At 63.4% G+C, this 23,927-nt stretch carries 22 protein-coding genes; 12 read left to right on the top strand and 10 right to left on the bottom strand.

Annotated elements, in window-relative coordinates; translation table 11 throughout:
• Nucleotide 1 precedes the first annotated feature (1 nt).
• From gspG to gspM, 7 genes are read left to right on the top strand one after another with little or no spacing between them, the layout of a single operon-like run.
• A complete protein-coding gene (gene gspG / locus KY379_RS07675) occupies nucleotides 2–448 on the top strand; it encodes a type II secretion system major pseudopilin GspG (RefSeq protein WP_133324992.1) in 447 nt (148 codons plus the stop codon).
• Entirely contained in the window at nucleotides 448–909 is a 462-nt protein-coding gene (gene gspH, locus KY379_RS07670; protein ID WP_261239565.1) for a type II secretion system minor pseudopilin GspH, read from the top strand. Before gspG ends, gspH begins: the two co-directional genes overlap by 1 nt.
• Nucleotides 887–1,270, top strand: a complete 384-nt coding sequence (gspI, locus tag KY379_RS07665) for a type II secretion system minor pseudopilin GspI (protein ID WP_133324988.1) — start codon at nucleotides 887–889, stop codon at nucleotides 1,268–1,270. The genes gspH and gspI overlap by 23 nt, the downstream gene beginning before the upstream one ends.
• Nucleotides 1,257–1,835: a type II secretion system protein GspJ gene (locus tag KY379_RS07660; RefSeq protein ID WP_165976031.1), complete on the top strand. Its 579-nt coding sequence runs from the start codon at nucleotides 1,257–1,259 to the stop codon at nucleotides 1,833–1,835. Before gspI ends, KY379_RS07660 begins: the two co-directional genes overlap by 14 nt.
• Nucleotides 1,832–2,689, top strand: coding sequence for a general secretion pathway protein GspK (locus tag KY379_RS07655; protein ID WP_133324984.1), 858 nt, complete (start codon nucleotides 1,832–1,834; stop codon nucleotides 2,687–2,689). The genes KY379_RS07660 and KY379_RS07655 overlap by 4 nt, the downstream gene beginning before the upstream one ends.
• Nucleotides 2,682–3,794 (top strand): type II secretion system protein GspL, encoded by a 1,113-nt coding sequence (gene gspL / locus KY379_RS07650; RefSeq protein WP_133324982.1) that lies wholly within the window; start codon nucleotides 2,682–2,684, stop codon nucleotides 3,792–3,794. Before KY379_RS07655 ends, gspL begins: the two co-directional genes overlap by 8 nt.
• Complete coding sequence (gspM, locus tag KY379_RS07645) at nucleotides 3,791–4,261, top strand: type II secretion system protein GspM (RefSeq protein ID WP_133324980.1); 471 nt, start codon at nucleotides 3,791–3,793, stop codon at nucleotides 4,259–4,261. Before gspL ends, gspM begins: the two co-directional genes overlap by 4 nt.
• 12 nt (nucleotides 4,262–4,273) lie before the next feature.
• Here gspM and KY379_RS07640 read toward each other — a convergent pair whose 3' ends face one another.
• Complete coding sequence (locus KY379_RS07640) at nucleotides 4,274–5,518, bottom strand: MFS transporter (RefSeq protein ID WP_133324978.1); 1,245 nt, start codon at nucleotides 5,516–5,518, stop codon at nucleotides 4,274–4,276.
• A gap of 107 nt (nucleotides 5,519–5,625) precedes the next feature.
• On the opposite strand from KY379_RS07640, the gene KY379_RS07635 reads away from it, so the two are divergent.
• The 4 genes from KY379_RS07635 (at nucleotide 5,626) to KY379_RS07620 (ending at nucleotide 8,123) form a co-directional block, all read left to right on the top strand.
• The gene (locus KY379_RS07635) at nucleotides 5,626–6,519 is read left to right on the top strand and encodes a LysR family transcriptional regulator (protein ID WP_133324976.1); all 894 of its coding nucleotides are present in this window, start codon (nucleotides 5,626–5,628) and stop codon (nucleotides 6,517–6,519) included.
• Between the two features lie 104 nt (nucleotides 6,520–6,623).
• Nucleotides 6,624–7,397: a ParA family protein gene (locus KY379_RS07630; protein ID WP_261239563.1), complete on the top strand. Its 774-nt coding sequence runs from the start codon at nucleotides 6,624–6,626 to the stop codon at nucleotides 7,395–7,397.
• Nucleotides 7,398–7,468: 71 nt separating this feature from the next.
• Entirely contained in the window at nucleotides 7,469–7,777 is a 309-nt protein-coding gene (locus KY379_RS07625) for a type II toxin-antitoxin system HigB family toxin (RefSeq protein ID WP_261239562.1), read from the top strand.
• On the top strand, nucleotides 7,767–8,123 hold the full coding sequence (locus tag KY379_RS07620; protein ID WP_136917004.1) for a type II toxin-antitoxin system HigA family antitoxin: 357 nt from the start codon (nucleotides 7,767–7,769) through the stop codon (nucleotides 8,121–8,123). Before KY379_RS07625 ends, KY379_RS07620 begins: the two co-directional genes overlap by 11 nt.
• Before the next feature lie 3 nt (nucleotides 8,124–8,126).
• Here KY379_RS07620 and trxC read toward each other — a convergent pair whose 3' ends face one another.
• From trxC to betI, 7 genes are all read right to left on the bottom strand, one after another.
• Nucleotides 8,127–8,561, bottom strand: coding sequence for a thioredoxin TrxC (trxC, locus tag KY379_RS07615; protein ID WP_261239561.1), 435 nt, complete (start codon nucleotides 8,559–8,561; stop codon nucleotides 8,127–8,129).
• A gap of 55 nt (nucleotides 8,562–8,616) precedes the next feature.
• On the bottom strand, nucleotides 8,617–10,077 hold the full coding sequence (gene selO, locus KY379_RS07610) for a protein adenylyltransferase SelO (protein ID WP_261239560.1): 1,461 nt from the start codon (nucleotides 10,075–10,077) through the stop codon (nucleotides 8,617–8,619).
• 162 nt (nucleotides 10,078–10,239) lie between these two features.
• The gene (mscK, locus tag KY379_RS07605) at nucleotides 10,240–13,548 is read right to left on the bottom strand and encodes a mechanosensitive channel MscK (protein WP_261239559.1); all 3,309 of its coding nucleotides are present in this window, start codon (nucleotides 13,546–13,548) and stop codon (nucleotides 10,240–10,242) included.
• A gap of 34 nt (nucleotides 13,549–13,582) precedes the next feature.
• On the bottom strand, nucleotides 13,583–15,325 hold the full coding sequence (locus KY379_RS07600; RefSeq protein WP_133324966.1) for a potassium/proton antiporter: 1,743 nt from the start codon (nucleotides 15,323–15,325) through the stop codon (nucleotides 13,583–13,585).
• Nucleotides 15,326–15,504: 179 nt separating this feature from the next.
• Nucleotides 15,505–17,202, bottom strand: coding sequence for a choline dehydrogenase (betA, locus tag KY379_RS07595; protein ID WP_261239558.1), 1,698 nt, complete (start codon nucleotides 17,200–17,202; stop codon nucleotides 15,505–15,507).
• 76 nt (nucleotides 17,203–17,278) lie between these two features.
• Nucleotides 17,279–18,751: a betaine-aldehyde dehydrogenase gene (betB, locus tag KY379_RS07590; protein WP_133324962.1), complete on the bottom strand. Its 1,473-nt coding sequence runs from the start codon at nucleotides 18,749–18,751 to the stop codon at nucleotides 17,279–17,281.
• A gap of 37 nt (nucleotides 18,752–18,788) precedes the next feature.
• Nucleotides 18,789–19,445, bottom strand: coding sequence for a transcriptional regulator BetI (gene betI, locus KY379_RS07585; RefSeq protein ID WP_133324959.1), 657 nt, complete (start codon nucleotides 19,443–19,445; stop codon nucleotides 18,789–18,791).
• A 334-nt stretch (nucleotides 19,446–19,779) separates the two neighbouring features.
• Between betI and KY379_RS07580 the strand changes: the two genes are divergently transcribed.
• Nucleotides 19,780–21,726, top strand: coding sequence for a BCCT family transporter (locus KY379_RS07580; RefSeq protein ID WP_261239602.1), 1,947 nt, complete (start codon nucleotides 19,780–19,782; stop codon nucleotides 21,724–21,726).
• Nucleotides 21,727–21,799: 73 nt separating this feature from the next.
• On the opposite strand, the gene KY379_RS07575 is transcribed toward KY379_RS07580, so the two are convergent.
• Together KY379_RS07575 and KY379_RS07570 are read right to left on the bottom strand one after the other, a co-directional pair.
• Nucleotides 21,800–22,564, bottom strand: coding sequence for a divergent polysaccharide deacetylase family protein (locus KY379_RS07575; protein WP_261239557.1), 765 nt, complete (start codon nucleotides 22,562–22,564; stop codon nucleotides 21,800–21,802).
• A gap of 8 nt (nucleotides 22,565–22,572) precedes the next feature.
• Nucleotides 22,573–23,892: a S41 family peptidase gene (locus KY379_RS07570; protein ID WP_133324951.1), complete on the bottom strand. Its 1,320-nt coding sequence runs from the start codon at nucleotides 23,890–23,892 to the stop codon at nucleotides 22,573–22,575.
• Nucleotides 23,893–23,927 lie beyond the last annotated feature (35 nt).

Below are 23,927 nucleotides of genomic sequence, written 5' to 3'. Positions count from 1 at the left end.
TATGTCTCCTGGCTCTGTTCGTCGCCGACAACGCGGCTTCACCCTCATCGAAATCATGGTGGTCATCGTCATCCTGGGCGTACTCGGCGCACTGGTCCTGCCCAATGTGATGAGCCGCCCGGAACACGCCAAGCTGACAGCGGCACGTACCGATATCCAGTCCATTTCCACCGCGCTGGAGATCTATCGCCTGGACAACGGGCGCTACCCCAGCACGGCCCAAGGCCTCGAGGCACTGGTCAAGCGTCCTACCATCGCCCCATTGCCCCGTCAGTGGAGTGCCCAGGGGTACCTCAAAAGCGCTCCGCTCGACCCCTGGGGCGCGCCATACCAATACGCCAGTCCCGGGACCCGTTCGAACCAGGGCTTCGATCTCTATTCCCTCGGCGCCGATAGCCAGCCGGGGGGTGAGAACGCCGATGCCGATATCGGCAACTGGACCGAATGATGCGGCGCCAGGCACGGGGCTTCACCCTTCTGGAAATGATGCTGGTGCTGGTGCTGGTGGGCATCGTCATGGGGCTCGCGGGGTTCCAGGCTGGGCGTGACCCGCAGCGACTGGCCCGTGAAGAAGCGAGCCTGTTCTTGCAACTGGTTCAGCATGCCCGGCACCAGGCCGTCCTGGAGGGGCAGGCGCTTGGCGTGCACATCGACCCGCACGGCTATCAGCTGCTCAAGGCTGCAGGGCGAATCTGGCAGGTCGAAGGGCCGCGCCACGATACGGGGCTGGACCTGTTGCTGGAGATCGACAGCCTTCCTGTGGTCCTCGCCAGCGATTCGAATATTGCCCAGTTGGTGTTTGCCTGCAACGACGAATACACCCCTTTTTCGTTGTCCTTTCAGCAGGCAGGTGTGGAACTTGCCCGCGTCACGAGCGATGGCCTGAATGACCCCTGGCTCGAACTCTGAACGTGGCTTCACGCTGTTGGAAGTGCTGGTGGCACTGACGGTGTTCGCCGTCCTTGCCGCGGCGGTGACCACGGCCAGTCAGCACCTGCTGACGCAGTCCCAGGATGTGCGTGATCGCTTGTTCGCCAGTTGGATTGCAGACAACCACCTCAGCGAGCTCCGCGTGCAGGCGATGCCGGCCAAGGCGCAACGTACGTTGCAGGTTCGCCTCGATCAGCGCACCTGGGTGCTCGAGGAATCGCGGCGCTCACTGGTGGGCCTTGGTCTGGTGGAGGTGAGCGTGAGCGTTGGCCTGGCGGCTGATGGGCGACCGCTTCACCAGGCGGTGGGCTGGCTGGAGGCAGGCGATGAACGCCCATGATCCACGGCGTGCCCAGCGCGGCTTCACGCTGTTGGAACTGCTGCTGGCCATCAGCGTCTTCGCCTTGCTTGCCACCGGCACCAGCCAGCTGCTGGCGACCTGGGTACGCGCCGATGCCGCGCGTCAGGCCTACGCCGACGAACTCCGCGCACTCGGCCGAGCCATGAGCGTGATGCAGCGTGACGCCCTGCAAGGTTACTGGCCAGCCTCCGGGGACAAGCGTGCGAGTTCCAATGTGGTGCTGACGCCGCATCGAGTGAGTTGGTTGCTGGGCGCAGAATACGACCGCCAGGCATTGCCGCGCAGCGATCTGAGGATCGTCGAGTACTGGCTCGAGGATGGGGTGCTGTGGCGTCAGCGGCGCACGCTGGAGTACGGCGAAGTGCGGCCGCAGCGGCTATTGGAAGGCGTAGTGGCGTTGCACTGGCGGTTGTATGGCGCAGAGGAGGGTTGGTCATCCGACGGGAAGATGACCCAGCCCCCGTTGGCGCTCGAAGTCATCCTGTCGACCCAGCGTCTGCAGGCGATACGCCGGGTCCTGCCGTTGGCGGGGGCCAGCCTGTGAGCAAGCCGCGGCAGCGGGGCGTGGCACTGGTAACCGTGCTGCTGGTGATGGCACTGCTGATCATGCTGGTCGCCGGCTCGTTACGCAGCCATCACGGCATGCTCGGTGCTATCGGGCAACAGATCGACGCGTCGCGGCTTTTGCAGCTGGCGCAGGCGGGAGAGCGCTACGCCATGGCGCAGCTCAAGCAGCAGGCCACCACCTTGTTGCAGATTACCCATACCGGCCAGCCCTGGGCGCAACCGCGCGTGCTCGATCTTGCGCAGGGGCAGGTGCACTTGAAGTTGGAGGACCTGTCCGGTCGCTTCAACCTCGGGGCGCTCACTGCACGCAAGACCTTGGACCCGGTGCTGCTCGAACGTTGGCAGCGTCTGTGTCGCGTCTTGCAGATCGAGGCGCCGGCATTGGACGCCCTGGCTGGTCAACGGCTGCTCGATCCCAGCCAGCTGCGGGCTCTGCCGGGTGTCGATGGCGAAGTCATGCGGCGTTTGCGCCCCTGGGTCGTGGCGTTGCCGGCGCAAGCGGGGCTGAACATCAATACCGCGTCGGCCACGTTGCTCGCAGCCCTCGAAGGGGTCGAACCCGCCACAGCCGAGCGCCTGGTCAACGGGCGGGACGAGGAGGGCTCTGCCAGCGTTCAGCGCTTTCTGGCGCAGCCACAACTGGTTGGCCTGGGCATCGACAGCCATGGCCTGAGGGTAAACAGCCGATGGTACCGCCTGGAAGTCCGGGCAGTGCTACAGGGCCGGTCCCTTTACTTGTACAGCGACTTGGAGATCGACCCGGACACGCTTCGGATACGCGTGGTGCGTCGGGTTCATTCTGCACAACCGGAGCCAATGCCCGATGAATGACATTTACCTGTTTCTGCTGGCCGAGGGGCTGGCGCAGGGGGACGCGCAGTGGCCAGTGCTTGTGCGTGCGGCGGATGGTAATACCTACCGTTCCACCTTGGCTGAGCTGCCGGCGGCACTGAGCGACGCAGGTGTGGTGCTGGTGCTGCCCATGGAAATGGCGGGATATTGCCCGATCGGGCCGGTGCCGGGGCGGCGCCCCAGTCGCGAGGCCCTGGCGTATGCCGCCGAAGAGCAGCTGGCCGCATCGCTGGAAGCATCGCACCTGGCGTTCGGGCCGGTGGATGGACAGGGTCGGCGAAAGGTCCTGATCGTCGCCCAGGCGCAACTGCGCCGGGTGCTGGCGCTATTGCAGGGACAGGGCATCGACCCTGTAGCAATCCATGTCGATGCCGATCTGCTGGTGGCCGAGCGGGTCTGTGCTCTGTGGTTCGAAGGGCGCTGGTTGTTAGGGGGCACCGAGGGCGTGCGGCTGGCGGTCGGTGCCCAGGCTGCGGGGGCTCTCTTGGCGAAATGCCCGGGCATGCCTTGGATGGCGGAGGCCGGGGCGATTACTGGGATGGGTGACGAACGGCAGGTCGGCAATGCCCTCGACATCTTGTTGCAAGGCCGTGGCGGCGCCGTGGACCTGCGCCAAGGGGACTTGCGGCGGCGAGGCAAAGCCCCCTCTTGGGTAGGGCTGGCAGGCGGGGTGACGCTTGCCGCGCTGATGGTCTGCGCAGCGGATCATCTGCAGGCTGAGCGATTGTCGCGGCTCGCATCACGCCAGCATGCCGAGACCGTCCAGGCATTGCAGCGCTGGACGCCCGGGCAGCCTGTCGGCTCAGACTTGAACCTGCTGATCAGTTCGCTGCAAGCCCGCCCCCAGGCAACCACCGCGGTAGAGAAGCTGGCCGGATTCGCCGAGCAGTTGGTCGCGGCCGCGAACATCACCATCGAGCGTGCCGAATCGAGCCCTGCGCAAGGATGGCGGGTGGACGTTGTCGCTCAGAGCTTCGGCGACCTTGAACGACTGGCCGAGCGGGTTCCAGGTCTGCATATGGAGCATGGCCGGCAGGACGATGGCGGCGTTCGAGCCAGTCTTTCCTGGGAGGAGGTTGATTGAAACCCTGGAGCGATCACACCTTGGTGCGTCAGTGGCAGCAGATATCGAGCGCTCGACGTGTCCTGTTGCAAGTGGGTCTGTGGGCCTGCGGCCTGCTGGTGATTCATCAACTGCTCTGGCTACCGGGTCAGGCGCGCTTGCAGCAGGCTGAACGAAATCTCGTGGCGGAATATGAGCAGGGCGCCAATTTGCGGCGGCTGATGCAGGGGCCGCCCCGGTCAGATGGCGCAACCCCCCGGCTGACACCTGCCACCTTGAGTGAGCGCGCCAAGGCCGCCGGTATCCGCATCAACAGTCTGCAAGCCAAGGCCGGGCAGCTGGATGTCAGCCTCGAAGGCCCGGCCACCCAGGTCTTGCCGTGGCTGCATCAGCTCGAACGGGATGGTGGCAGAGTTCGTGGCATCCAGTTGCAGGCCCAGGGTGAGTTGCTGCATGCGCGCTTGGTGCTGGAACTGGCGGACATTTGAAGTGCGCCGTGTTCAGGCACTCTTGGGCGCCAGCTTGCTCAGATGCAGTGCCACCAGCAACGCCACGGCCAACAAGCTGCCAATGAACAGCCCGATGCCGTTCCATCCGCCATGGTGCCAGAACACCCCGCCCGCCGTACCGGCCACGCTGGAGCCTGCGTAATAACAGAACAGGTACAGCGACGAAGCCTGGCCCTTGGCCTTCAGGGCCCGGCGACCGATCCAGCTGCTGGCCACCGAGTGCGCGCCGAAGAAGCCGAAGGTGAACACCAGCATGCCGACGATCACCAGCGTCAAGGGACTGGCCAGGGTCATCAGCAGCCCGCCGGCCATCACCAGGATGCTCGCCCAGAATACCCGGCGGCGGCCTAGCTTGTCGGCAAGGGCGCCCACTTGCGCCGAGCTGTAGATGCCCGACAGGTACACCACCGAGAGCAGGCCGACCAGTGCCTGATTCATGTGATAGGGCTCGGCGAGGAGGCGGTAGCCAATGTAATTGAACAAGGTGACGAAGGCGCCCATCAACAAGAACGCTTCGAGGAACAGCCATGGCAGGCCGGCATCCTTGAAGTGCATGAGGAAGCCATCGAGCAGGCTACGTGGATTGAGCGTCTGCGCGCGGAAGTTGCGAGATTCGGGCAGGACCTTCCAGAACACCACTGCCGCCACCAGGGCGAGGCCACCGATCACCAGCATTGCCGTGTGCCAACTGACGAAATCGATGAGAACGCCGGTGATCAGGCGACCGCTCATCCCCCCGATGGCGTTGCCGCCGATGTACAAGCCCATGGCCAGCCCGATGTGCTGTGGGTGGATCTCTTCGCTCAGGTAGGTCATCGCCACCGCCGCCAGGCCGCTCAGCGACAGGCCGACCAGCGCGCGTGTGGCCAGCACCAGTTCCCAGGTCGGCATCACGGCGCTGGCCAGGGTCGACAGTGCGGCGCAGAGCAAGGCAGCGACCATCACCGGCTTGCGTCCGATGCGATCGGAGATCGGGCCGGTAACCAACAGTCCGAACGCTAGCAGACCCGTCGATACCGACAGCACCAGGCTGCTCTGCGCGGCGTTGATCGAAAACTCCTTGGACAGCAGCGGCATCATCGGCTGAACGCAGTACAGCAAGGCGAACGTGGCGAAACCGCCGCTGAACAGGGCCAGCACGGTCTTCATGAAGGCGGGGGAGCCTTTTTCGATCCAGATCTCGTTCAGCGGGGCGGGGTCGGGCTCGGCGGAAAGTGGGGCTACAGCAGTTTTCACGGGGGAGACCTCTGGGGCAATGGAAAAAATCATATAGCTGCCTAATGATTAGATCCAATATATTGTTCGACCTATTTAAGAGCTTTAACGACTCGTTAGGAGCGAACATGGAACTGCGTCACCTGCGGTATTTCATCGCCGTCGCCGAAGAGCTGCATTTCGGCAGGGCCGCGCAGCAACTGGGCATCTCCCAGCCGCCCCTGAGCCAACAGATTCAGGCCTTGGAACAGGAGCTGGGTGCGCGCCTGTTCGAGCGCACGAACCGACGAGTGGAGCTCAGCGAGGCTGGCCGACTGTTTCTCGAGGAGGCGCGGCAGGTGCTGGCACAGGTGGAGAAGGCGGCCGACGTGGCCCGACGTGCCCAGCTCGGCGAGTTAGGTGAGTTGAAGATCGGCTTCACCTCATCGGCGCCGTTCACGTCGAAGATTCCCAAGGCTATCCACGCCTTCCGCCAGCGATTTCCTGCCGTGCACCTGCACTTGCAGGAAATGAGCAGCCGCGATGTGGCCCAAGCGGTGTTCGACGAATCCATCGAGGTCGGCCTGATGCGACCGATGCCGTTGCCGGACGGACTTCTGGCCACGGAACTGTTCCGCGAGCCGTTGGTGGCCGTCATCAATGCCTCGCATCCGCTGGCTGCCGGTACCGAGCAGGGCCTGCACATGGCGGCATTGGCCCATGAGCCATTCGTGTTCTTCCCCCGTAGCTATGGCAGTGGGCTGTATGCCCAGTTGCAGAGCCTGGCACGCCAGGCCGGCTTCAGCCCACACTTCGCCCAGGAGGCGGGTGAGGCGATGACCATCATCGGGTTGGTCTCGGCGGGCTTGGGCGTGTCGGTACTTCCGGCTTCCTATCAGCGCATGCGCATCGAAGGGGTGGTCTATCGCACGTTGCTGGACCAGGACGCGATGTCGGCAGTGTGGCTGTTGCAGCGTGCCCATGGTGGATCGGCGATGGCCAAGGCCTTCGCCGAATTGCTGACCGACCAGGTGAGTGGCTGAGCGCAAACGCTCGGACGGTTGGTGGCGGGCACGGATGAACAGGGCTGGTCAATGCCGTGGCGCCGCCACATACTCGGGCATTCGTTGATACACGGAGGTCTGTCATGCGGCGTGTGGTGTTCAATCAGAAAGGTGGTGTGGGCAAGTCGAGCATCGCTTGCAACCTGGCGGCGGTGAGTGCCAACGAGGGTTACCGGACCCTGCTGATCGACCTGGATGCCCAGGCCAACTCGACCCAGTACCTGACCGGCCTGACCGGTGAGGACATTCCCATGGGCATCGCGGATTTCTTCAAGCAGAGCCTGTCCAGCGGGCCGTTCAGCAAGAAGAACAAGGTCGATATCTATGAAACGCCGTTCGACAACCTGCATGTCGTCACGGCGACCCCGGAGTTGGCCGACCTGCAGCCCAAGCTCGAAGCCAAGCACAAGATCAACAAGTTGCGTAAGTTGCTCGACGAGCTGGACGAGGACTACGAGCGGATCTATATCGATACACCACCGGCGCTGAATTTTTACGCTGTTTCTGCGCTGATCGCAGCCGATCGTGTATTGATCCCCTTCGATTGCGACAGCTTCTCACGCCAGGCCCTGTATGGCCTGCTGGCCGAGATCGACGAACTCAAGGATGACCACAACGAGGAGTTGGTGGTCGAGGGCATCGTCGTCAACCAGTTCCAGTCCCGCGCCAGCCTGCCTCAGCAAATGCTCGACGAATTGCTGGCGGAGGGGTTACCGGTGCTACCGGTGTACCTGGGCAGTTCGGTGAAGATGCGTGAATCGCACCATGCCAGCCTGCCGTTGATACACCTGGAACCGCGGCACAAGCTGACCCAGCAATTTGTCGAGTTGCACGATCTGCTTGAGCGTAGTGAGTGAGCGCAACATTCAAATCATTGCCCATTCGCTGAGTGCCATGCATAATCTCCCAAAACGGGAGATATGCTTGGATGCGCGTCATTGCTAAAAGCACCCTGGTGAGGTTCTGGGAATTACCGGGGTATGAGGATGCCAGAGCTCCGTTGGAGAGCTGGCACGATATGGCAACAAAGGCCATCTGGCAAACGCCGCAGGATGTAAAAAATCAGATTGGCAGCGCCAGCATATGTGGCAGCAACCGCGTGGTCTTCAATATCGGGGGTAACAAGTACCGGCTTGTTGTCGAGATGCAGTATCGAGCCGGTATTGCCTGGGTGAAGTTCGTCGGTACGCACAAGCGCTATGACGAGATTGACGTGGAGACAATCTGTGAATATTAAGCCGATCCGTAATGATGACGACCTTCGAGCAGCCTTCCAGCGACTCGAAGCCATTTTTCAGGCTGAGGCGGGCACGCCCGAGGCTGATGAAATGGAAGTGCTTGTAGCTTTGATCGAGGTGTACGAGAACAAGCACTACCCCATCCATCCGGCCAATCCCATCGAGGCGATCAAGTTTTGTATGGATCAGCAGGGCCTGACGCCGCGTGATCTTGAACCATTTATCGGTCCAAGCGGGCGGGTATCAGAGGTTTTGAATGGAAAGCGCGGACTTAGCCTTTCCATGATCAAGCGCCTGCACGATGGCCTTCGCATTCCCTACGAATCCTTGTTGGCAAGCGCATAGAACCTAGACCCCCTGGCTCCGCAACCACTCCAGCAACGACTGAAGCGGGAAGGCACCCGCCTGGCGGCTGACTTCGCGGCCGTTCTTGAACAGGATCAGGCTGGGGATCGAGCGGATGCCCAACTGGCCAGCGAGGTTGCGATTGGCTTCGCTGTCGAGCTTGGCCAGGCGGCAGCGGCCACTGAGCTGACGGGCGGCCTGCTCGAAGGTCGGGGCGAAGGACTTGCACGGGCCGCACCAGTCGGCCCAGACGTCGACCAGCAATGGCAGGTCGCCCTTGATTTGGCTGGCATAGCCTCTTTCGGTCAGGTCGAACGGCGTGCTGAGCAGCACATCCTGCTTGCAGCGCCCGCATTTAGGGGCATCGCCCAAGCGGGCGGCGGGCAGGCGGTTGAGACCGTTGCAGTGAGGGCAGGGGATTACCAATGGCTCTGACATGTCTGTTCCTTGTGTGTTGTAGGTACCGGTCTATCGCCGGTACAGCCAGCACCGATCATGAGGAGCAGCTGATCTCCAGATGCTTGCCCCACTCGGGTGGTCGCTCGGCATAGGCCTGCATGCCGGGCTGCTCTTCGAACGGCGTGCTCAACACCCGATGCAGCCGCCGCACTTCACTATAATCCCCGGCTTCGGCGGCTTCGATGGCCTTTTGCGCCAGGTAGTTGCGGAGCACATACAGCGGATTGACCGCGTGCATCCGTTGCCGACGCCCTTCGGCATTGGCCGGTTCGCGCTGACACCGAGCGAGGTAATCCGCGCCCCACGCATCGAAACCTGCGAGGTCGACGAAGTCGTCACGTACGACCCTGAGCGCCTCGGCCAGCGGCTGCTCGCCCAGTCTGCGGAAGAACAGGTTGTAGTCCACACCGCCGCTCTGCATGCGTTGCAGCAGCCGCTCGACCAGCGCCATGTCGTCGTCCTCGGCGCAGGTCAGGCCCAGGCGGCGACGCATCAGGTCCAGGTAATGGGCCTGGTACAGCGGCAGGAACAGCCCCAGCGCTTCCTTGAGCGGCTCCACCTCGACCACCGTGGTCAGCGCCTGGGCCAGGGCGCTGAGATTCCAGTGGGCGATCGGCACCTGATTGGCGTAGCTGTAGCGGCCTCGGTCGTCGGAGTGGTTGCAGATGAAGTTGGCGTCGAAGTCGTCGAGGAAGGCGTAAGGGCCGAAGTCGAAGGTGATGCCGAGAATCGACATGTTGTCGGTGTTCATCACCCCATGGCAGAAACCGTAGGCTTGCCAGCGTGCGATCAGCTCGGCGTTGCGCTCGACGATGGTGCGGAACATCGCCAGGTACGGCTGCTCGGCGTCGCGACATTCGGGATAGTGCTGATCCAGCACATGATCGATCAGCAGTCGCTGCTGCTCTGGCTGCTGGGTGTAGTAGAAGTATTCGAAGTGGCCGAAACGCACATGGCTGTGAGCCAGTCGCGTGAGCATCGCGGCGCTTTCGCGGGTTTCGCGCCACACCGGGGTGCTTGAACCGACCACGCACAGCGCACGGCTGGTGGGAATACCCAGGGCGTGCAGGGCTTCGGAGGCAAGGAATTCGCGAATCGACGAGCGCAACACGGCGCGGCCATCGCCCATGCGCGAGTAGGGCGTCTGCCCGGCACCCTTGAGGTGCAGATCCCAATGCTCGCCGGCGTCGTTGAGCACTTCAGCCAGCAGCAGGCCTCGGCCATCGCCAAGGCGTGGGTTGTACGAACCGAACTGGTGGCCGGAATAGACCATCGCTCGTGGGTCGGCCTCCTCCCAGAGCTTGGCGCCGCTGAACAGTTCGGCAAAGATCGGCAGTTCTGCCTGGGTCGGGTCGAGGTCGAGCAGGGCCATGGCCGACTCGCTCGCCACCACCAGGCGCGGCTCGGCGATGGGCTCGGGCAGGACCTGAGTGGAGAAGGCATCTCCCAGGCGGGCGAAGCGGTTGTCGAAGCTGAGTTGGTCGAGGGCTTTCACGGGGCCGGCTCCTGAAGTCTGGACATCGGGGCCGCTTTGCGGCCCTTCGCGGGCAAGCCCGCTCCCATAGGTAGTGCGCGGTCTCTGTGGGAGCGGGCTTGCCCGCGAACGAGGGCGCAGCCCTCGCAGGGGGTGCGCACAGCATAAAGTATTGGAGTGTACTCAGGCCGGTGCGGTGCCATCCGATTTTGGTTGTTCCAGTGGAATCAGCTGTTGCTTGCCGCCCTTGGTGTCCATCAGGAACACCTCGACCTGGCGCACCGAGATCTTGATGCCGTGCGCCTTGAATTCACGGTTGATATAGCGGTTGATCTCGTCCAGGGTCGGGTTGCGGTCGCCCAGGTCGCGCACGTGCATGCGCAGTTCGTGGTCCAGCGAGCTCTCGCCGAAGTTCAGGAAGTACACGATCGGCTCCGGGTCCTTGAGCACCCTTGGGTTCTCGTGGGCGCCCTTGAGCAGCAGCTCGCGCACCAGATCCAGGTCTGACCCGTAGTCGATGCCTAGCTTGAGCGTCACCCGGGTGACCGTGTCGGTCAGCGACCAGTTGATCAACTGGCCGGTGATGAAGGTCTTGTTGGGGACGATGATGTCCTTGCGGTCGAAGTCGGTGATGGTGGTGGCGCGGATGCGGATCTTGCTTACCGTGCCTGACAGGTTGCCGATGGTGATGGTGTCACCGATACGCACCGGGCGCTCGAACAGGATCATGATGCCGGAGATGAAGTTGGCGAAGATCTCCTGCATACCGAAGCCCAGGCCGACCGACAGCGCCGCCACCAGCCATTGCAGTTTGTCCCAGCTGACCCCGAGGGTCGACAGGGTGCTGACGATACCGATCCCGACGATGGTGTACGACAGCAGTGTCGTGGTGGCGTAAGCGCTGCCCTGGGCCAGGTTCAGCCGCGACAGTACCAGCACCTCCAGCAGACCTGGCAGGTTGCCGGCCAGCGCGAAGGTGATGCCGACGATCACCAGCGCACCGAGCAGGTCGCCCAGACTGATCGGCACCATGCTGGCAGCGGACCCGGTGCCGCTGGTGTACTCGTACAGGGTGAAGTTGTTGAGGTAGGCGAACACCGACAGCAGGTCCGACCAGACCCAGTACAGCCCGGCGATGAAACCACCGAGCAGGGCCAGGCGGATCAGGCGCAGCGACTGCTGGTTGACCTGCTCGATATCCAGGGTCGGCTCTTCGCTGATGACCTCGCCATCGAGCCCTTCCTTGGCCGCCGCACGCTTGCTCAAGGCTCGCTGATAAGCCAGGCGCCGCGCCGCCACCGACAGGCCGCGGACGAAGGCCGCTTCGATCACCAGCCAGAACAGCAGCAGGTACAGGGTGTAGATCAGACGGTCGGTGAGTTTCAGGGCGGTGTAGTAGTAGCCGAAGCAGACCGCCACGAACAGCGCGATCGGCAGGGCGGTGAAGGCCACCCCGACCGCCTTGCGGAACAGCGAGGTATCTCGGTGCGCCGGGCTGCTCAGCAGCAGGCGGCTGAGCAGCCATGCCATCAGCGCGTAGCAGGTGAGCACGATACCGATGCCCAGTACGTCGTCGGCCAGCGCCGAAGGTTGATGTTCGGCCACCGCGACCACGCCGACCAGCGCCAGCACCACCGTGCCCAGGCGCCGGACCCAGCCGCGCAGGAACTCGACCTGGGGCTTGTGCCAGCGGAAGTGGATCTCGGCCACGCCACCGGGAGCGAGGATGCGGTAGGCGGTGTAGAACACCAGCCAGGCCTGGGCCAGTTGCCAGAGTGCTGCGCCCAGGTTGGCGTTCTGCCCGCGGGCGTCGATCTGCAGGGCATAGCTGCACAGCGCCAGGCCCAGGCTGACCGGCATCGCCAGGAGAATGTTGATCAGGATCGCCTGTGGCGTGTGCCACTGGCTGTCGCGACGGAAGTGGCCGATGTCCTGGTGCACCTTGCCCAGGCGCTGGTACAGGTACTTGCGGCGCCACAGCAGTGCGCCGATCACCAGTAGCAGCGGCAGGAACAGCAGCGGGCGCTGGCTGAGGCCGTCGGCCAGTTCCTTGATCCCTGAGCTCCATGGCAGGCTCGCGACCTGGCTGGCGAACCGCTCGGGCACATAGCGCAGCCAGTCCCAGTCCAGGGCTTTGTTGCTGGGAATCCAGAACATCTGCTCTTCGAGGGTGGTACGCAGGCCCTGGGCCGTGCCCAGCAGTTGCTTCTGGTTGAGCTGCAGGGTGATCGACTCGTTGAGCAGTGCCGACAGTTCCCGATTCAGCCGCTCGAGCAGGTCGCTGCGGGTGATTGCGACTTCCAGCAACGCCTTGCGCAGTTGCGGGGTGACCTGCTCCTGGGGCTGGTTGGCCAGCAACTTGTCGACATAGGCCAGCGGGCTGCTCATCTGTTCGCGCTGCTGGTTGATCTCGAACTGATACAGGCGAATGTCGGCGATCTGGTCGGCCAGGTCGCGGTCGACCTTCAGGTGGGGCAGTGCCTGTTTCTGCTGATAGAGGATCTTCGACAGCAGCAGGCTGCCCTTGAGTACGCTGATCTGTTCGTCCAGGGCCTGGTCGGCCTGGGTCAGGCTGTCCAGTTGCTGCTTGGTGCGCAGGTTTTGCTGGGTCAGTTCGTTGAGGCGGTCGGTGCTCTTGAGCAGATAGTCGGACAGCTTGAGGTTGGTCGCGCTTTCGTTGGCCAGCAGGGTGCTACCCCCGGCTTTTTGCGCTTCGATCGACTGCTGGGTGACCGTTTGCTGCGACTGCGCCAGGCGCTTGTCATTGATCAGCGTCTGCAGGTCCTGAATTTCCTGCTCCAGGCGGGTGGCACGTTCGATCAGCAGGTCGTGGCGGGCGTTGCCCAGGTCCTGCAGTTGGCCATTGCCGGCCAATTCCTGACGCCGGAGCAGGGTCAGGGCATTGAGCGAGGCCAGCTCGGCAGTGAGTTGGTTGCGCTGGTCGGCGTTGATCGGCTTGCCATCGACCTTGCCGCTTTTCAGGGCGTTATTGATCTGCTGGGTGCGGGTCTGGTTGTTGCTGATTTCGGCCTGGGCCCGCTCGGGGCGGGTCTGCGAATTGATGATCAGGCTGTTGGCCTCGGACAGCGCCTTTTGCAGCTCGCCCTGCTGGGTACTGCGCTCACTGAGCAACTGTTCGAGCTGCGGCACGCTGAGGTCGGCGTAGCGCTCGGCCACCGGTACGCTCTTGCTGCCCTTGAGCTTGGACAGCTCACGTTGGCTTTCGGTGGTCTCCTTCGGTGCGTCGGCCAACTGCTGCTTGAGGGCAGCCAGCTTCTTCTCGCTGTCCTCGGCGCTGGCGAGCAGGGTCAGGGTCTGTTCCAGGACTTGCTGCAAGGCCTTCTGCTCGGCCTCCGGCAGCTTGCGCTCGGCGATCTTGTCGAGGCTGCTCTGGATGCTGGCAGTGGTGGGCGCCTCGGCCGCGAGGGTCATGAACGAGAAGGACAGGCACAGCCCGAACAGGGCTGCGCGAAGGGATGCGCGCAGGGACATAGGCAGACTACTTAGGATCAGGCTGAAACGGAGTTTAGAGGAACAATCCTGGTCCTGGTCGCGTTCCTTCGGGGAATCTGACGCCCACTTTCTGGATCTTGTTCCCGTCCATGGTGGCCACGGTCCAGATCGTGCCGTGCCATTCGACCTGGTCGCCCACTACTGGAGCGCCTCCGACCTTCTGTCGGATGAACTGCGCCAGCGGCATTTTTGCGTCCAGGCCGTCGAGTTTCAGGCCATACAGTGCCGCCACCGCACCCAGCTCGGCATCGCCCTCGAGCACGAAGTCGCCGAAGAAGCGCAGGTCGAGTCCGCGCTGCGGTGCCTGGCTGAACAGCTTGCCCAGCGCTGGCAGGTTGTGTTCGTGGCCGATCACGCAGAGCATGTCGCCGACCTCCAGGACGGTACTGCCAGAGGGGTGCAGCAGCTGTTCGCCACGGAACAGGGCGGCGATACGGGTGCCCTCGGGCATCTTCAACTCGCGCAGGGCGGCGCCGATGCACCACTTCTCCGCGCCCAGGCGGTAGACGAACATCTCCCACTCGCTGGTGATGTGGACCTCCAGAGCCGAGCGTGAGATCGGCGCGGGGTCCGGCGGGACCGTGACCTTCAGCAACTTGGCCATCCACGGCAGGCTAGTGCCTTGCACCAGCAGCGACACCAAGACGATGAAGAAGGCCAGGTTGAAGAACAACTGGGCGTTGGGCAGGCCGGCCATGAGTGGGAACACGGCCAGAATGATCGGCACCGCGCCGCGCAGGCCGACCCACGAGATGAAGCCTTTTTCTCGGCCATGGAAGGCCTTGAACGGCAGCAGGCTGGCGACTACCGACAGGGGGCGGGCCACCAGGATCATCCACAGTGCCAGACCCAGCGCGGGCAGGGCGATCGGCAGCAGGTCATGGGGGGTGACCAGCAGGCCGAGCACCAGGAACATGCCGATCTGTGCCAACCAGGCCATGCCGTCGAGCATGTGCAGGATGCCATGGCGACTGCGGATCGGCTTGTTGCCCAGCACCAGGCCACACAGGTACACGGCGAGGAAGCCACTGCCGTGCAGGGCGTTGGTCAGGGAGAACACTGCCAGGCCGCCGGCTATCACCAGGATCGGGTAGAGCCCACCTGCCAGGTTGATGCGGTTGACCAGTTGCAGCATCAGCCAGCCGCCGCCCAGGCCGATCAGCCCGCCGATGCCGAACTCCCGCAGCAGGTGGCCGAGCAGGCTCCAGTGCAATCCGGTCTGGCCGCTGGCGATCATGTCGATCAGGGTGACGGTGAGGAATACCGCCATCGGGTCGTTACTGCCCGATTCGATTTCCAGGGTCGCTGTGACCCGTTCGTTCAGGCCCTTGCCGCCCAGCAGCGAAAACACCGCCGCAGCGTCGGTGGAGCCGACGATGGCGCCGATCAGCAGGCCTTGGATCAGGCTCAGGTCGAACAGCCAGGCGGCGACCATACCGGTGAGACCGGTGGTGATCATCACGCCCACAGTGGCCAGCGACAAGGCCGGCCACAGCGCCACCCGGAAGCTGGCAACGCGGGTGCGCAGGCCGCCGTCGAGCAGGATCACTGCCAACGCCAAGTTGCCCACCAGGTAGGCGGTCGGATAGTTGTTGAAGATGATGCCGCCACCATCGACCCCGGCTGCCATGCCGACGGCGAGGATGATGACCAGGATCGGGATCCCCAGGCGCGACGACAGCGAACTGACCAGGATACTTGCGCCCACCAGCAATGCGCCGATCAAGAACAGGCTGTTGATGGTGCTTGCATCCAAAGGCAGGTACTCCGGGACAGCGCGGGGAAAAGGACACGGTAGTTGCGATGAAGTAGCAGGTCGCGTGCCAATCGATTCTAACCTGATGAATTGGCAGCATGTAAAGCGTTTCTGCAGATGTAGAAAAGGCACCGTAGCGGTGCCTTTTGGGTTGTTGCCGGTGATGGCCCTTTCGCCGATCAGCCTTGCTTCACCTCACGCATCGCCTTGCCCTTCACCGGTGCATCACCCGCCACATAGTACTTGGCGGTGCTGCGCGGCAGTGGCTGGCGACCACGGATCTTGTCCGAGATCTTCTCGGCGATCATGATCGTGGTGGCGTTGAGGTTGCCGGTGATGATGATCGGCATGATCGACGCGTCCACCACACGCAGGCCCTGCATGCCATGCACGCGGCCTTCGTTGTCGACCACGGCCATGTCGTCGGTGCCCATCTTGCACGAGCAGGACGGGTGGAACGCGGTCTCGGCGTGTTCGCGAATGAACTTGTCCAGTTCCTCGTCCGTCTGCACATGCTCGCCTGGGCTGATTTCGCGACCACGGTACGGGTCCAGCGCCGGCTGGGCCATGATCTCACGGGTCAGGCGGATGCCGTCACGGAACTCCTGCCAGTCCTGTTCGGTAGCCATGTAGTTGAACAGGATGCTTGGGTGCTGGCGCGGATCCTTGGACTTGAGCTTGATGCGGCCACGGCTTGGCGAGCGCATCGAACCCATGTGCGCCTGGAAGCCATGCTCTTTCACGCCGTTGGAGCCGTTGTAATTGATGGCCACCGGCAGGAAGTGATACTGGATGTTCGGCCACTCGAACTCGGGGCGCGTACGGATGAAACCGCCGGCCTCGAACTGGTTGCTGGCGCCGATGCCGGTGCCTTTGAACATCCATTCGGCGCCGATGGCCGGCTGGTTCCACCACAGCAGCGATGGGTACAGCGACACCGGCTGGGTGCAGGCGTACTGCAGGTACAGCTCGAGGTGGTCCTGCAGGTTCTCGCCGACGCCTGGCAGGTCGTGCACTACTGGGATGTCGAGGCTTTCCAGCAGTTCGCGCGGACCGACGCCGGAGCGCTGCAGCAGTTGCGGCGAAGCGATGGCGCCGGAGCTGACGATGACTTCCTTGCGGGCACGGGCTTCGACGCGCTCTTCGCTGTCACCGACCAGGTAGGTCACGCCAACGGCACGCTTGCCTTCGAACAGCACGCGGTCGGTCAGGGCGTGGGTGACGATGGTCAGGTTCGGACGCTTCTTGGCCTGGTCCAGATAACCACGGGCGGTGCTGGCGCGGCGGCCTTGCTTGGTCACGGTACGGTCCATGGGACCGAAGCCTTCCTGCTGGTAGCCATTGAGGTCTTCGGTACGCGGGTAGCCCGCCTGCACGCCGGCTTCGACCATGGCATGGAACAGCGGGTTGTTGCCGGTCTTGGGTGTGGTCACGCTGACCGGGCCTTCGCCGCCGTGGTAATCGTTAGGGCCGATGTCGCGGGTTTCGGCCTTGCGGAAATACGGCAGGCAGTCGAGGTAGGTCCAGTCTTCCAGGCCTGGCAGTTTCGCCCAGCCGTCGAAGTCCATGGCGTTACCGCGGATGTAGCACATGCCGTTGATCAGCGACGAGCCACCCAGGCCCTTGCCGCGGCCACACTCCATGCGGCGGCCGTCCATGTGCGGCTCCGGGTCGGTCTCGTAGGCCCAGTTGTAGCGGCGGCCCTGCAGCGGGAAGGCCAGGGCCGCCGGCATCTGGGTGCGGAAGTCGAAGCGGTAGTCGGGGCCGCCGGCTTCGAGCAGCAGCACGGTGACGTTGGCGTCTTCGGTCAGGCGGGTGGCCAGGGTGTTACCGGCGGAACCTGCGCCGACGATGATGTAATCGAATGCTTGGGACATGAGCGTTCCCTCGTTTGGCGGTGATCAGGAGGCGGGAACGCCCGTGCACGGTGGCACGGGCGTGGCTGGACCGGGTTTAGAAAACCGAGGTATAGCCGCCCAGTTCGACCTGGACCGACTTGATGCGAGTGTATTGAGCCAGCGAGCTGATGCCGTTCTCACGGCCAACGCCCGACTGCTTGTAGCCACCGACCGGCATTTCCGCCGGCGACTCACCCCAGGCGTTGATCCAGCAGATGCCGGCTTCGAGCTGGTGAATGATGCGGTGGGCGCGGGAGATGTCGTTGGTGCAGACACCAGCGGCCAGGCCATATTCGGTGTCGTTGGCGCGGCGGATGACTTCTTCCTCGGTCTCGTAGGTGAGGATGCTCATCACGGGTCCGAAGATCTCTTCCTTGACGATGGTCATGTCGTCGCGGCAGTCGGTGAACACGGTCGGGGCAACGAAGGCGCCCTTGGCGAAATCACCGGTAGTCAGGCGTTCGCCGCCGCACAGCACACGGGCACCTTCTTCTTTGCCCTTGGCGATGTAGCCGAGCACGCTTTCCATGTGTGGGAAGCTGACCAGCGGACCGAAGTTGGTGTTCTCGTCTTCCGGGTTACCGGCACGAATGCGTGCCACCCGCTCGACGATCTTGGCTTCGAAAGCGGCTTTCATCTCGGCTGGGACGAACACGCGGGTGCCGTTGGTGCAGACCTGGCCGGAGCTGTAGAAGTTGGCCATCATGGCGATGTCCGCGGCCTTGTCCAGGTCGGCGTCGGCGCAGATGATCAGCGGCGATTTGCCGCCCAGTTCCATGGTGACTTCCTTGAGCGAGGAGCTCGAAGCGCTGGCCATGACCTTCTTGCCGGTGGTGGTGCCGCCGGTGAAGGACACTTTCTCGATGCGCGGGTGCTCGGTCAGCCAGGTGCCGACTTCACGGCCACTGCCAGTCAGAACGTTGAACACGCCGTCCGGCAGGCCGGCTTCGGTGTAGATCTCGGCCAGTTTCAGGGTGGTCAGGGAAGTGACTTCCGACGGCTTGAAGATCATCGCGTTGCCTGCGGCCAGGGCCGGGGCGGACTTCCACAGGGCGATCTGAATCGGGTAGTTCCACGCGCCGATGCCGACGGTCACGCCCAGCGGCTCGCGGCGGGTGTAGACGAAGGACGACTCGCGCAGCGGGATCTGTTCGCCTTCGATGGCCGGTACCAGGCCTGCGTAGTATTCCAGCACATCGGCGCCGGTGACGATGTCGACGTAGCGGGTTTCGGAGTACGACTTGCCGGTGTCCAGGGTTTCCAGCATGGCCAGCTCGTCGTTGCGCTCGCGCAGGATGTCGACGGCGCGGCGCAGGATGCGCGAACGCTGCATGGCGGTCATCGCCGCCCAGACTTTCTGGCCACGCTCGGCGCTGGCGACGGCTTTTTCGACGTCCGCCTCGGTGGCACGTTGCACGTGGGCGAGGACTTCGCCGTTGGCCGGGTTGATGGCTTCGAAGGTGGCATCGCTGCCGGCGTCGACATAACCACCATCAATGTAGAGTTTTTGCGTTCCGAAACGGGCCATAGTGTCCTCGCAAGTGCAGTGTGTGTTTGGCTGCGCGTCACGCTCCCGCCGGGTTGGCAAGCGCCGTGTGCGTCTGGTCAGCGGCCTGGGCGCTTGCGCTCAGGGTGTGCTGCTTAGCCAGTTGTAGATCCATGTATTCGTAAGCGATCCGTATCGCCTGGTCGGTGTCGAAAGCATCTCCCGACAAAGCGCCACGCAGCCACAAACCGTCGATCAGGGCCGCCAGTCCGCGGGCAGCCTTGCGCGCATGGTAGAGCGGCAGGACGCGGCGGAACTGACAGCACAGGTTGGAATACAGGCGGTGATCGTTGATCCGCTGCAACCTGTGCAAATCGGGCTGGTGCATGCTGGACGCCCAAAAGGCCAACCAGGTTTTCATTGCCGGGCCATTCACCTGGCTGGCATCGAAGTTACCCTCGATGATCACTTTCAGGTGGGCGCGCGGACTGTCGTCGGTCAGGGCCTGGCGCCGTGCTGCAACGCCTTCGTTGAGCATGGTCATGATGTAGCCCATCGTCGCTGCGATCAGGCCGTTCTTGTCCCGAAAGTAGTGACTGATGATGCCGTTCGACACGCCGGCCAAACGGGCAATGAGCGCAATGCTGGCGTCCCCCAGGCCGACCTGATCGACCGCCTGCAGGGTGGCTTCGATCAATTGCTGGCGGCGGATGGGTTGCATACCGACCTTGGGCATCTTGCTTTCTCCTCAGGCCTGCGAGCAGACGACAAGCGGCTGACTCGGCGAAGACCAGTCTATTTTGTTTTGATTGAACGTTCAATCAATAAAGAATAAGCTCTGCGACAATTTGTGCCATTGACAGTTGTTCAGGCGGTCGAGCCGGCACGAATTGACACCCCGGGAAATTTTCCAGGGTGCTTTTATAACACCCGGGGCAGTGGGGGTATTCCACCAATTGCTCGGGAAAAGACTGATTAGCCTCCACAGCCGCACTGCCCGGAGCCTTCGTGCAATGAGTTCTGCCTCCCTAACCAAACCCCCCGCCGAGAGGGTAGGGGTCAACCGCGTGGTGTTCTTCACCTCCGCGCTGATGATCCTCGTTTTGACTGCCTTGCTGATTGCTGTTCCCGAAACCGCTGGCCGAATCCTGGGTGTTGCCCAGCATTGGCTGACGCGGACCTTCGGTTGGTACTACATGCTGGTGATCTGTGGTTACCTGCTGTTCGTCGTTTATCTGGCATTCTCCGACTACGGCAAGCTCAAGCTTGGCGGCAAGGACGACCAGCCCGATTTCAGCTACGGCGCCTGGGCCGGGATGCTGTTCTCGTCCGGCATCGGTATCTCGCTGCTGTACTTCGGCGCATCCGAACCGCTGGACCACTACTTCAACCCACCGGAGGGTACGCCTGCCAGCCTCGAGGCCGCGCGTCAGGGCTTGCAGTTGACCTTCCTGCATTGGGGCCTGCATGGTTGGGCGATCTATGCCCTGGTCGGCCTGGCCGTGGGCTATTTCGCCTACCGCCACAATCAGCCGCTGGCACTGCGTTCCGCGCTGTACCCGTTGGTCGGTGAACGTTGGGTCAAGGGCGCTGCCGGCAACGCCGTGGACATTTTCGGCATGTTCGTCACCCTGTTGGGCCTGGTGACCAATCTGGGTATCGGCTCGATGCAGGTGGCCTCCGGCCTGGAATACCTGTTCGGCATGGACCACAGCAAGACCAACCTGCTGGTGGTCATCCTGGTCATGGCCGGTGTGGCCACCGTGGCGGCGGTTTCGGGTGTGGAGAACGGCATTCGCCGTCTGTCCAACCTGAACATCGTGCTGTTCAGCGGCCTGCTGATCTTCGTGCTGCTGGGCGGCCAGACCCTGCACTTGCTCAATGGCCTGGTGCAGAACGTCGGTGATTACCTCAACGGCATCGTGCTGAAAACCTTCGATCTCTACGTCTACGAGGGCGAGGCCGGCAAATCCGAGCGCTGGCTCGGTCTGTGGACCGTGTTCTACTGGGCCTGGTGGATCTCCTGGGGCCCATTCGTCGGCATGTTCATCGCCCGTATTTCCAAGGGCCGTACCGTGCGCCAACTGGTCAGCGGCGTGCTGTTGATCCCGCTGGGCTTCACCTTGGCCTGGTTGTCGATCTTCGGCAACACCGCGTTGGACCTGGTCATCAACCAGGGCGCCGTGGAGCTGGGCAAGACCGCGTTGGAACAGCCGTCGATGTCCATCTACCAGCTGCTGGAATATTTCCCGGCAGCGAAGATCGTGATCGGTGTGGCAGTGTTCGTCGGCTTCGTGCTGTTCCTCACCCCGGCCGATTCCGGCGCGGTGATGATGGCCAACCTGTCGTGCAAAGGCGGCAAGGTCGATGAGGACGCACCGCACTGGATGGTGGTGTTCTGGTCGGTGGTGATCACCCTGGTGACCATCGGCCTGTTGTTCGCCGGTAACTTCGAGGCGATGCAGACCATGGTGGTGCTCGCCGGCCTGCCGTTCTCGGTGGTGCTGGTGCTGTTCATGTTCGGTCTGTACAAGGCCATGAAGCAGGACGTGGCAGTGGAGCAGGAGCGCGCCGAATTGGCCGCCCGCGGTCGCCGAGGCTTCAGCGAGCGCCTGACCCAGCTGGAGCTGCAACCGACCCAGGCGGTGGTGCAGCGCTTCATGGACCGGCAGGTGAGCCCGGCGTTGCAGGAAGCCGCCGCGCAGCTTCGTACCTTGGGCTTCGAGGTCGAGACCCGGGTTGGCCAGTCGCGCAACATGATGGGTTTGCGGGTGATGATGGAGGAGGGCAACCCCTTCGTCTATGAAGTGAGCCTGGACGGCTACCTGGCCGCGCCGAGCGAGGCGCCGGTCGAGGGCGAGCCGGAGGTGCGTCAGCGCTTCTATCGTGCCGAGGTGTACCTGCATGACGGCAGTCAGGAATACGACCTGATGGGCTTCGCGCCCGATCAGATCGTGCGCGATGTGCTCGATCAGTTCGAGAGCCATCGACAGTTGCTGGGCCGCGTCTACAGCTGATCACTATGAGCGCCGTCTGGTGGGGTAGGCAGGTCGCAACATCCCTGCACACTCTACCGGGCGTTCTTTCCCCTCAATGGTTACTGTAGCGGCCATGCTTGCCATGGGCAGGCATGGCCTGGTTGCCGCGCTCGGCGATCATCTGGTTCAGGTCGATCAACTCGACCCCTTGGCTGTGCAAGCGCGGCAGTTCCTGCTCGAGCACTTCCAGCGTCTGTGGGTAAGGGTGGCCGATGAGCACTGCCGAGCCCTGCTTGCGCGCCTGGGCAATGCCCAGTTGCAACTGAGCGCGAATGGCCTCGACGGTGCGCACGTCATCGAGGAACACGTCGCGCGACACCTGGGCCAGCCCGATTTCCTGGGCCTGGGCCGCAGCCACGGTGGCGGCGCTGGTACGGCTGTCGACGAAGAACAGATGGCGACGTTGCAGCTCGGCCATCAGCCAGGCCATCGGTTCGCGCTGCGCCGTCATTCGGCTACCCATATGGTTGTTGATACCCGCGGCGTAGGGCACCTTGGTCAGGGCGGCCTGGAGGCGCTTGGCGAGCTCGTCCAGTGGTAATTCGGGATGCCAGGCGTAAGGGCCAGTGGCCGGGTCCATGGGCATGTGCAGGATCACCGTGCGCTTGGCGTCATGGGCCTGGCGGGCGAAATCGCTGGCATGGGGTGTATCGGGCATGATCGCCAGGGTTACCGGGCCCGGTAGCGCGAGGGTGCGACTATCGCGCTCGCTGCTCTGACCCAGGTCGTCGATGATGATGCTCATGTAGGCCTTGGCCGGCGCCGCTTGGGCGACACCGGCCAACAGGCAGAGCAGCAGACACAGCAGATAACGCATGGGTGGGGTCAATTCCCCTTGGTGATGTTGAGGCCCTTGAGCAGGCTCAAGGCCTGGCTCAGCTGGAAGTCGTCGTCCTGTGGGCGTTCCTTGCGCTTGCTGCTGCCGGTTGGGCGATCGGCGCCGCCATTGCCGTTGCCGAGGTGACCCTGCAGGTCGGCTTCCTTGAAGTTCTCGGTGTCGACCTCGGCGGTCAGCTTGGCCGGGCGTACCTCGATATCGGGCACGATGCCCTGGGCCTGAATCGAGCGACCGTTCGGGGTGAAGTACAGCGCGGTGGTGAGTTTCAGCGCCCGGTCATTGGCCAGTGGCAGCACGGTCTGCACCGAGCCTTTGCCGAAGCTGTCGGTACCCATCAGGACGGCGCGCTTCTGGTCCTGCAGGGCGCCGGCGACGATTTCCGAAGCGGAAGCACTGCCACCGTTGATCAGTACCACCAGCGGCACGCCTTCGCTGGCGTCGGCGGGGTCGGCAGAGAAGCGCAACTCGGAGTTGGCGATACGGCCCTTGGTGTACACGATCAGGCCTTTGGTCAGGAAGTGATCGGCCACTTCCACCGCCGACTGCAATACACCGCCGGGGTTGTTGCGCAGGTCGAGGACGATCCCGCGCAGCTTCTTGCCGTTGTCCTTGCGCAGCTTGGCCAGGGCCTTGCCGACTTCCTCGCCGGTCTTGACCTGGAACTGGGTGATACGGATGTAGCCGTAGTCGTTCTCCAGCAGCTGACTCTTCACGCTCTTGACCTGGATGACGGCGCGGGCGAGGGTCACATCGAACGGAGTGCCACCGTCGCGCACCAGGGTCAGAGTGATTTTCTCACCGACCTTGCCGCGCATCTTGTCGACCGCCTCGGTCATGGTCTGGCCACGGGTCGGGGCACCATTGATCTTGACGATCAGGTCGCCGGCCTGGATGCCGGCACGCGAGGCCGGCGTGTCGTCGATGGGCGAGACCACCTTGATGAAGCCGTCCTCCTGGCCCACTTCGATGCCCAGGCCGCCGAATTCGCCGCTGGTGCTTTCCTGCAGCTCCTGGAAGTCCTCGGGGCCCAGGTAGGCCGAGTGCGGGTCAAGGTTGCTGAGCATGCCCTTGATGGCATTTTCCAGCAGGGTCTTGTCATCCACAGGCTCGACATAGGCCGCCTTGATGCGGTCCATGACCTCGGCGAAGGTACGCAGCTCTTCCAACGGCAGCGGCGCCTTGGCGGCCTCGGTTGCCGGCGCTGCGGCAGGCTTGACCACGGCCGGTTCGGCGGCGATGGCCAGAGGCGCACCGACCACGAGGGCGATGGTCAGGGCCAGCTGGGTGAGGCGAGGCGAGTGCAGCATGTCGAACGAACTCCTGATCCTGTAGGCGCTCCCTG

Source organism: Pseudomonas sp. HD6422, from assembly GCF_025377065.1.
GTDB classification, from domain to species: Bacteria; Pseudomonadota; Gammaproteobacteria; order Pseudomonadales; family Pseudomonadaceae; genus Aquipseudomonas; species Aquipseudomonas putida_U.
This window is presented reverse-complemented; position numbering and strand designations above follow the sequence as displayed.

Bases quoted from the DNA above. Each gene is read 5' to 3' on its own strand.
- trxC (WP_261239561.1), bottom strand. From the start codon at position 8,561: ATGTCAGAGCCATTGGTAATCCCCTGCCCTCACTGCAACGGTCTCAAC.
- KY379_RS07660 (WP_165976031.1), top strand. From the start codon at position 1,257: ATGAACGCCCATGATCCACGGCGTGCCCAGCGCGGCTTCACGCTGTTG.
- gspI (WP_133324988.1), top strand. From the start codon at position 887: ATGACCCCTGGCTCGAACTCTGAACGTGGCTTCACGCTGTTGGAAGTG.
- betA (WP_261239558.1), bottom strand. From the start codon at position 17,202: ATGTCCCAAGCATTCGATTACATCATCGTCGGCGCAGGTTCCGCCGGT.
- gspH (WP_261239565.1), top strand. From the start codon at position 448: ATGCGGCGCCAGGCACGGGGCTTCACCCTTCTGGAAATGATGCTGGTG.
- KY379_RS07635 (WP_133324976.1), top strand. From the start codon at position 5,626: ATGGAACTGCGTCACCTGCGGTATTTCATCGCCGTCGCCGAAGAGCTG.
- mscK (WP_261239559.1), bottom strand. From the start codon at position 13,548: ATGTCCCTGCGCGCATCCCTTCGCGCAGCCCTGTTCGGGCTGTGCCTG.
- KY379_RS07630 (WP_261239563.1), top strand. From the start codon at position 6,624: ATGCGGCGTGTGGTGTTCAATCAGAAAGGTGGTGTGGGCAAGTCGAGC.
- KY379_RS07575 (WP_261239557.1), bottom strand. From the start codon at position 22,564: ATGCGTTATCTGCTGTGTCTGCTGCTCTGCCTGTTGGCCGGTGTCGCC.
- betB (WP_133324962.1), bottom strand. From the start codon at position 18,751: ATGGCCCGTTTCGGAACGCAAAAACTCTACATTGATGGTGGTTATGTC.
- KY379_RS07625 (WP_261239562.1), top strand. From the start codon at position 7,469: ATGCGCGTCATTGCTAAAAGCACCCTGGTGAGGTTCTGGGAATTACCG.
- gspG (WP_133324992.1), top strand. From the start codon at position 2: ATGTCTCCTGGCTCTGTTCGTCGCCGACAACGCGGCTTCACCCTCATC.
- KY379_RS07570 (WP_133324951.1), bottom strand. From the start codon at position 23,892: ATGCTGCACTCGCCTCGCCTCACCCAGCTGGCCCTGACCATCGCCCTC.
- betI (WP_133324959.1), bottom strand. From the start codon at position 19,445: ATGCCCAAGGTCGGTATGCAACCCATCCGCCGCCAGCAATTGATCGAA.
- gspL (WP_133324982.1), top strand. From the start codon at position 2,682: ATGAATGACATTTACCTGTTTCTGCTGGCCGAGGGGCTGGCGCAGGGG.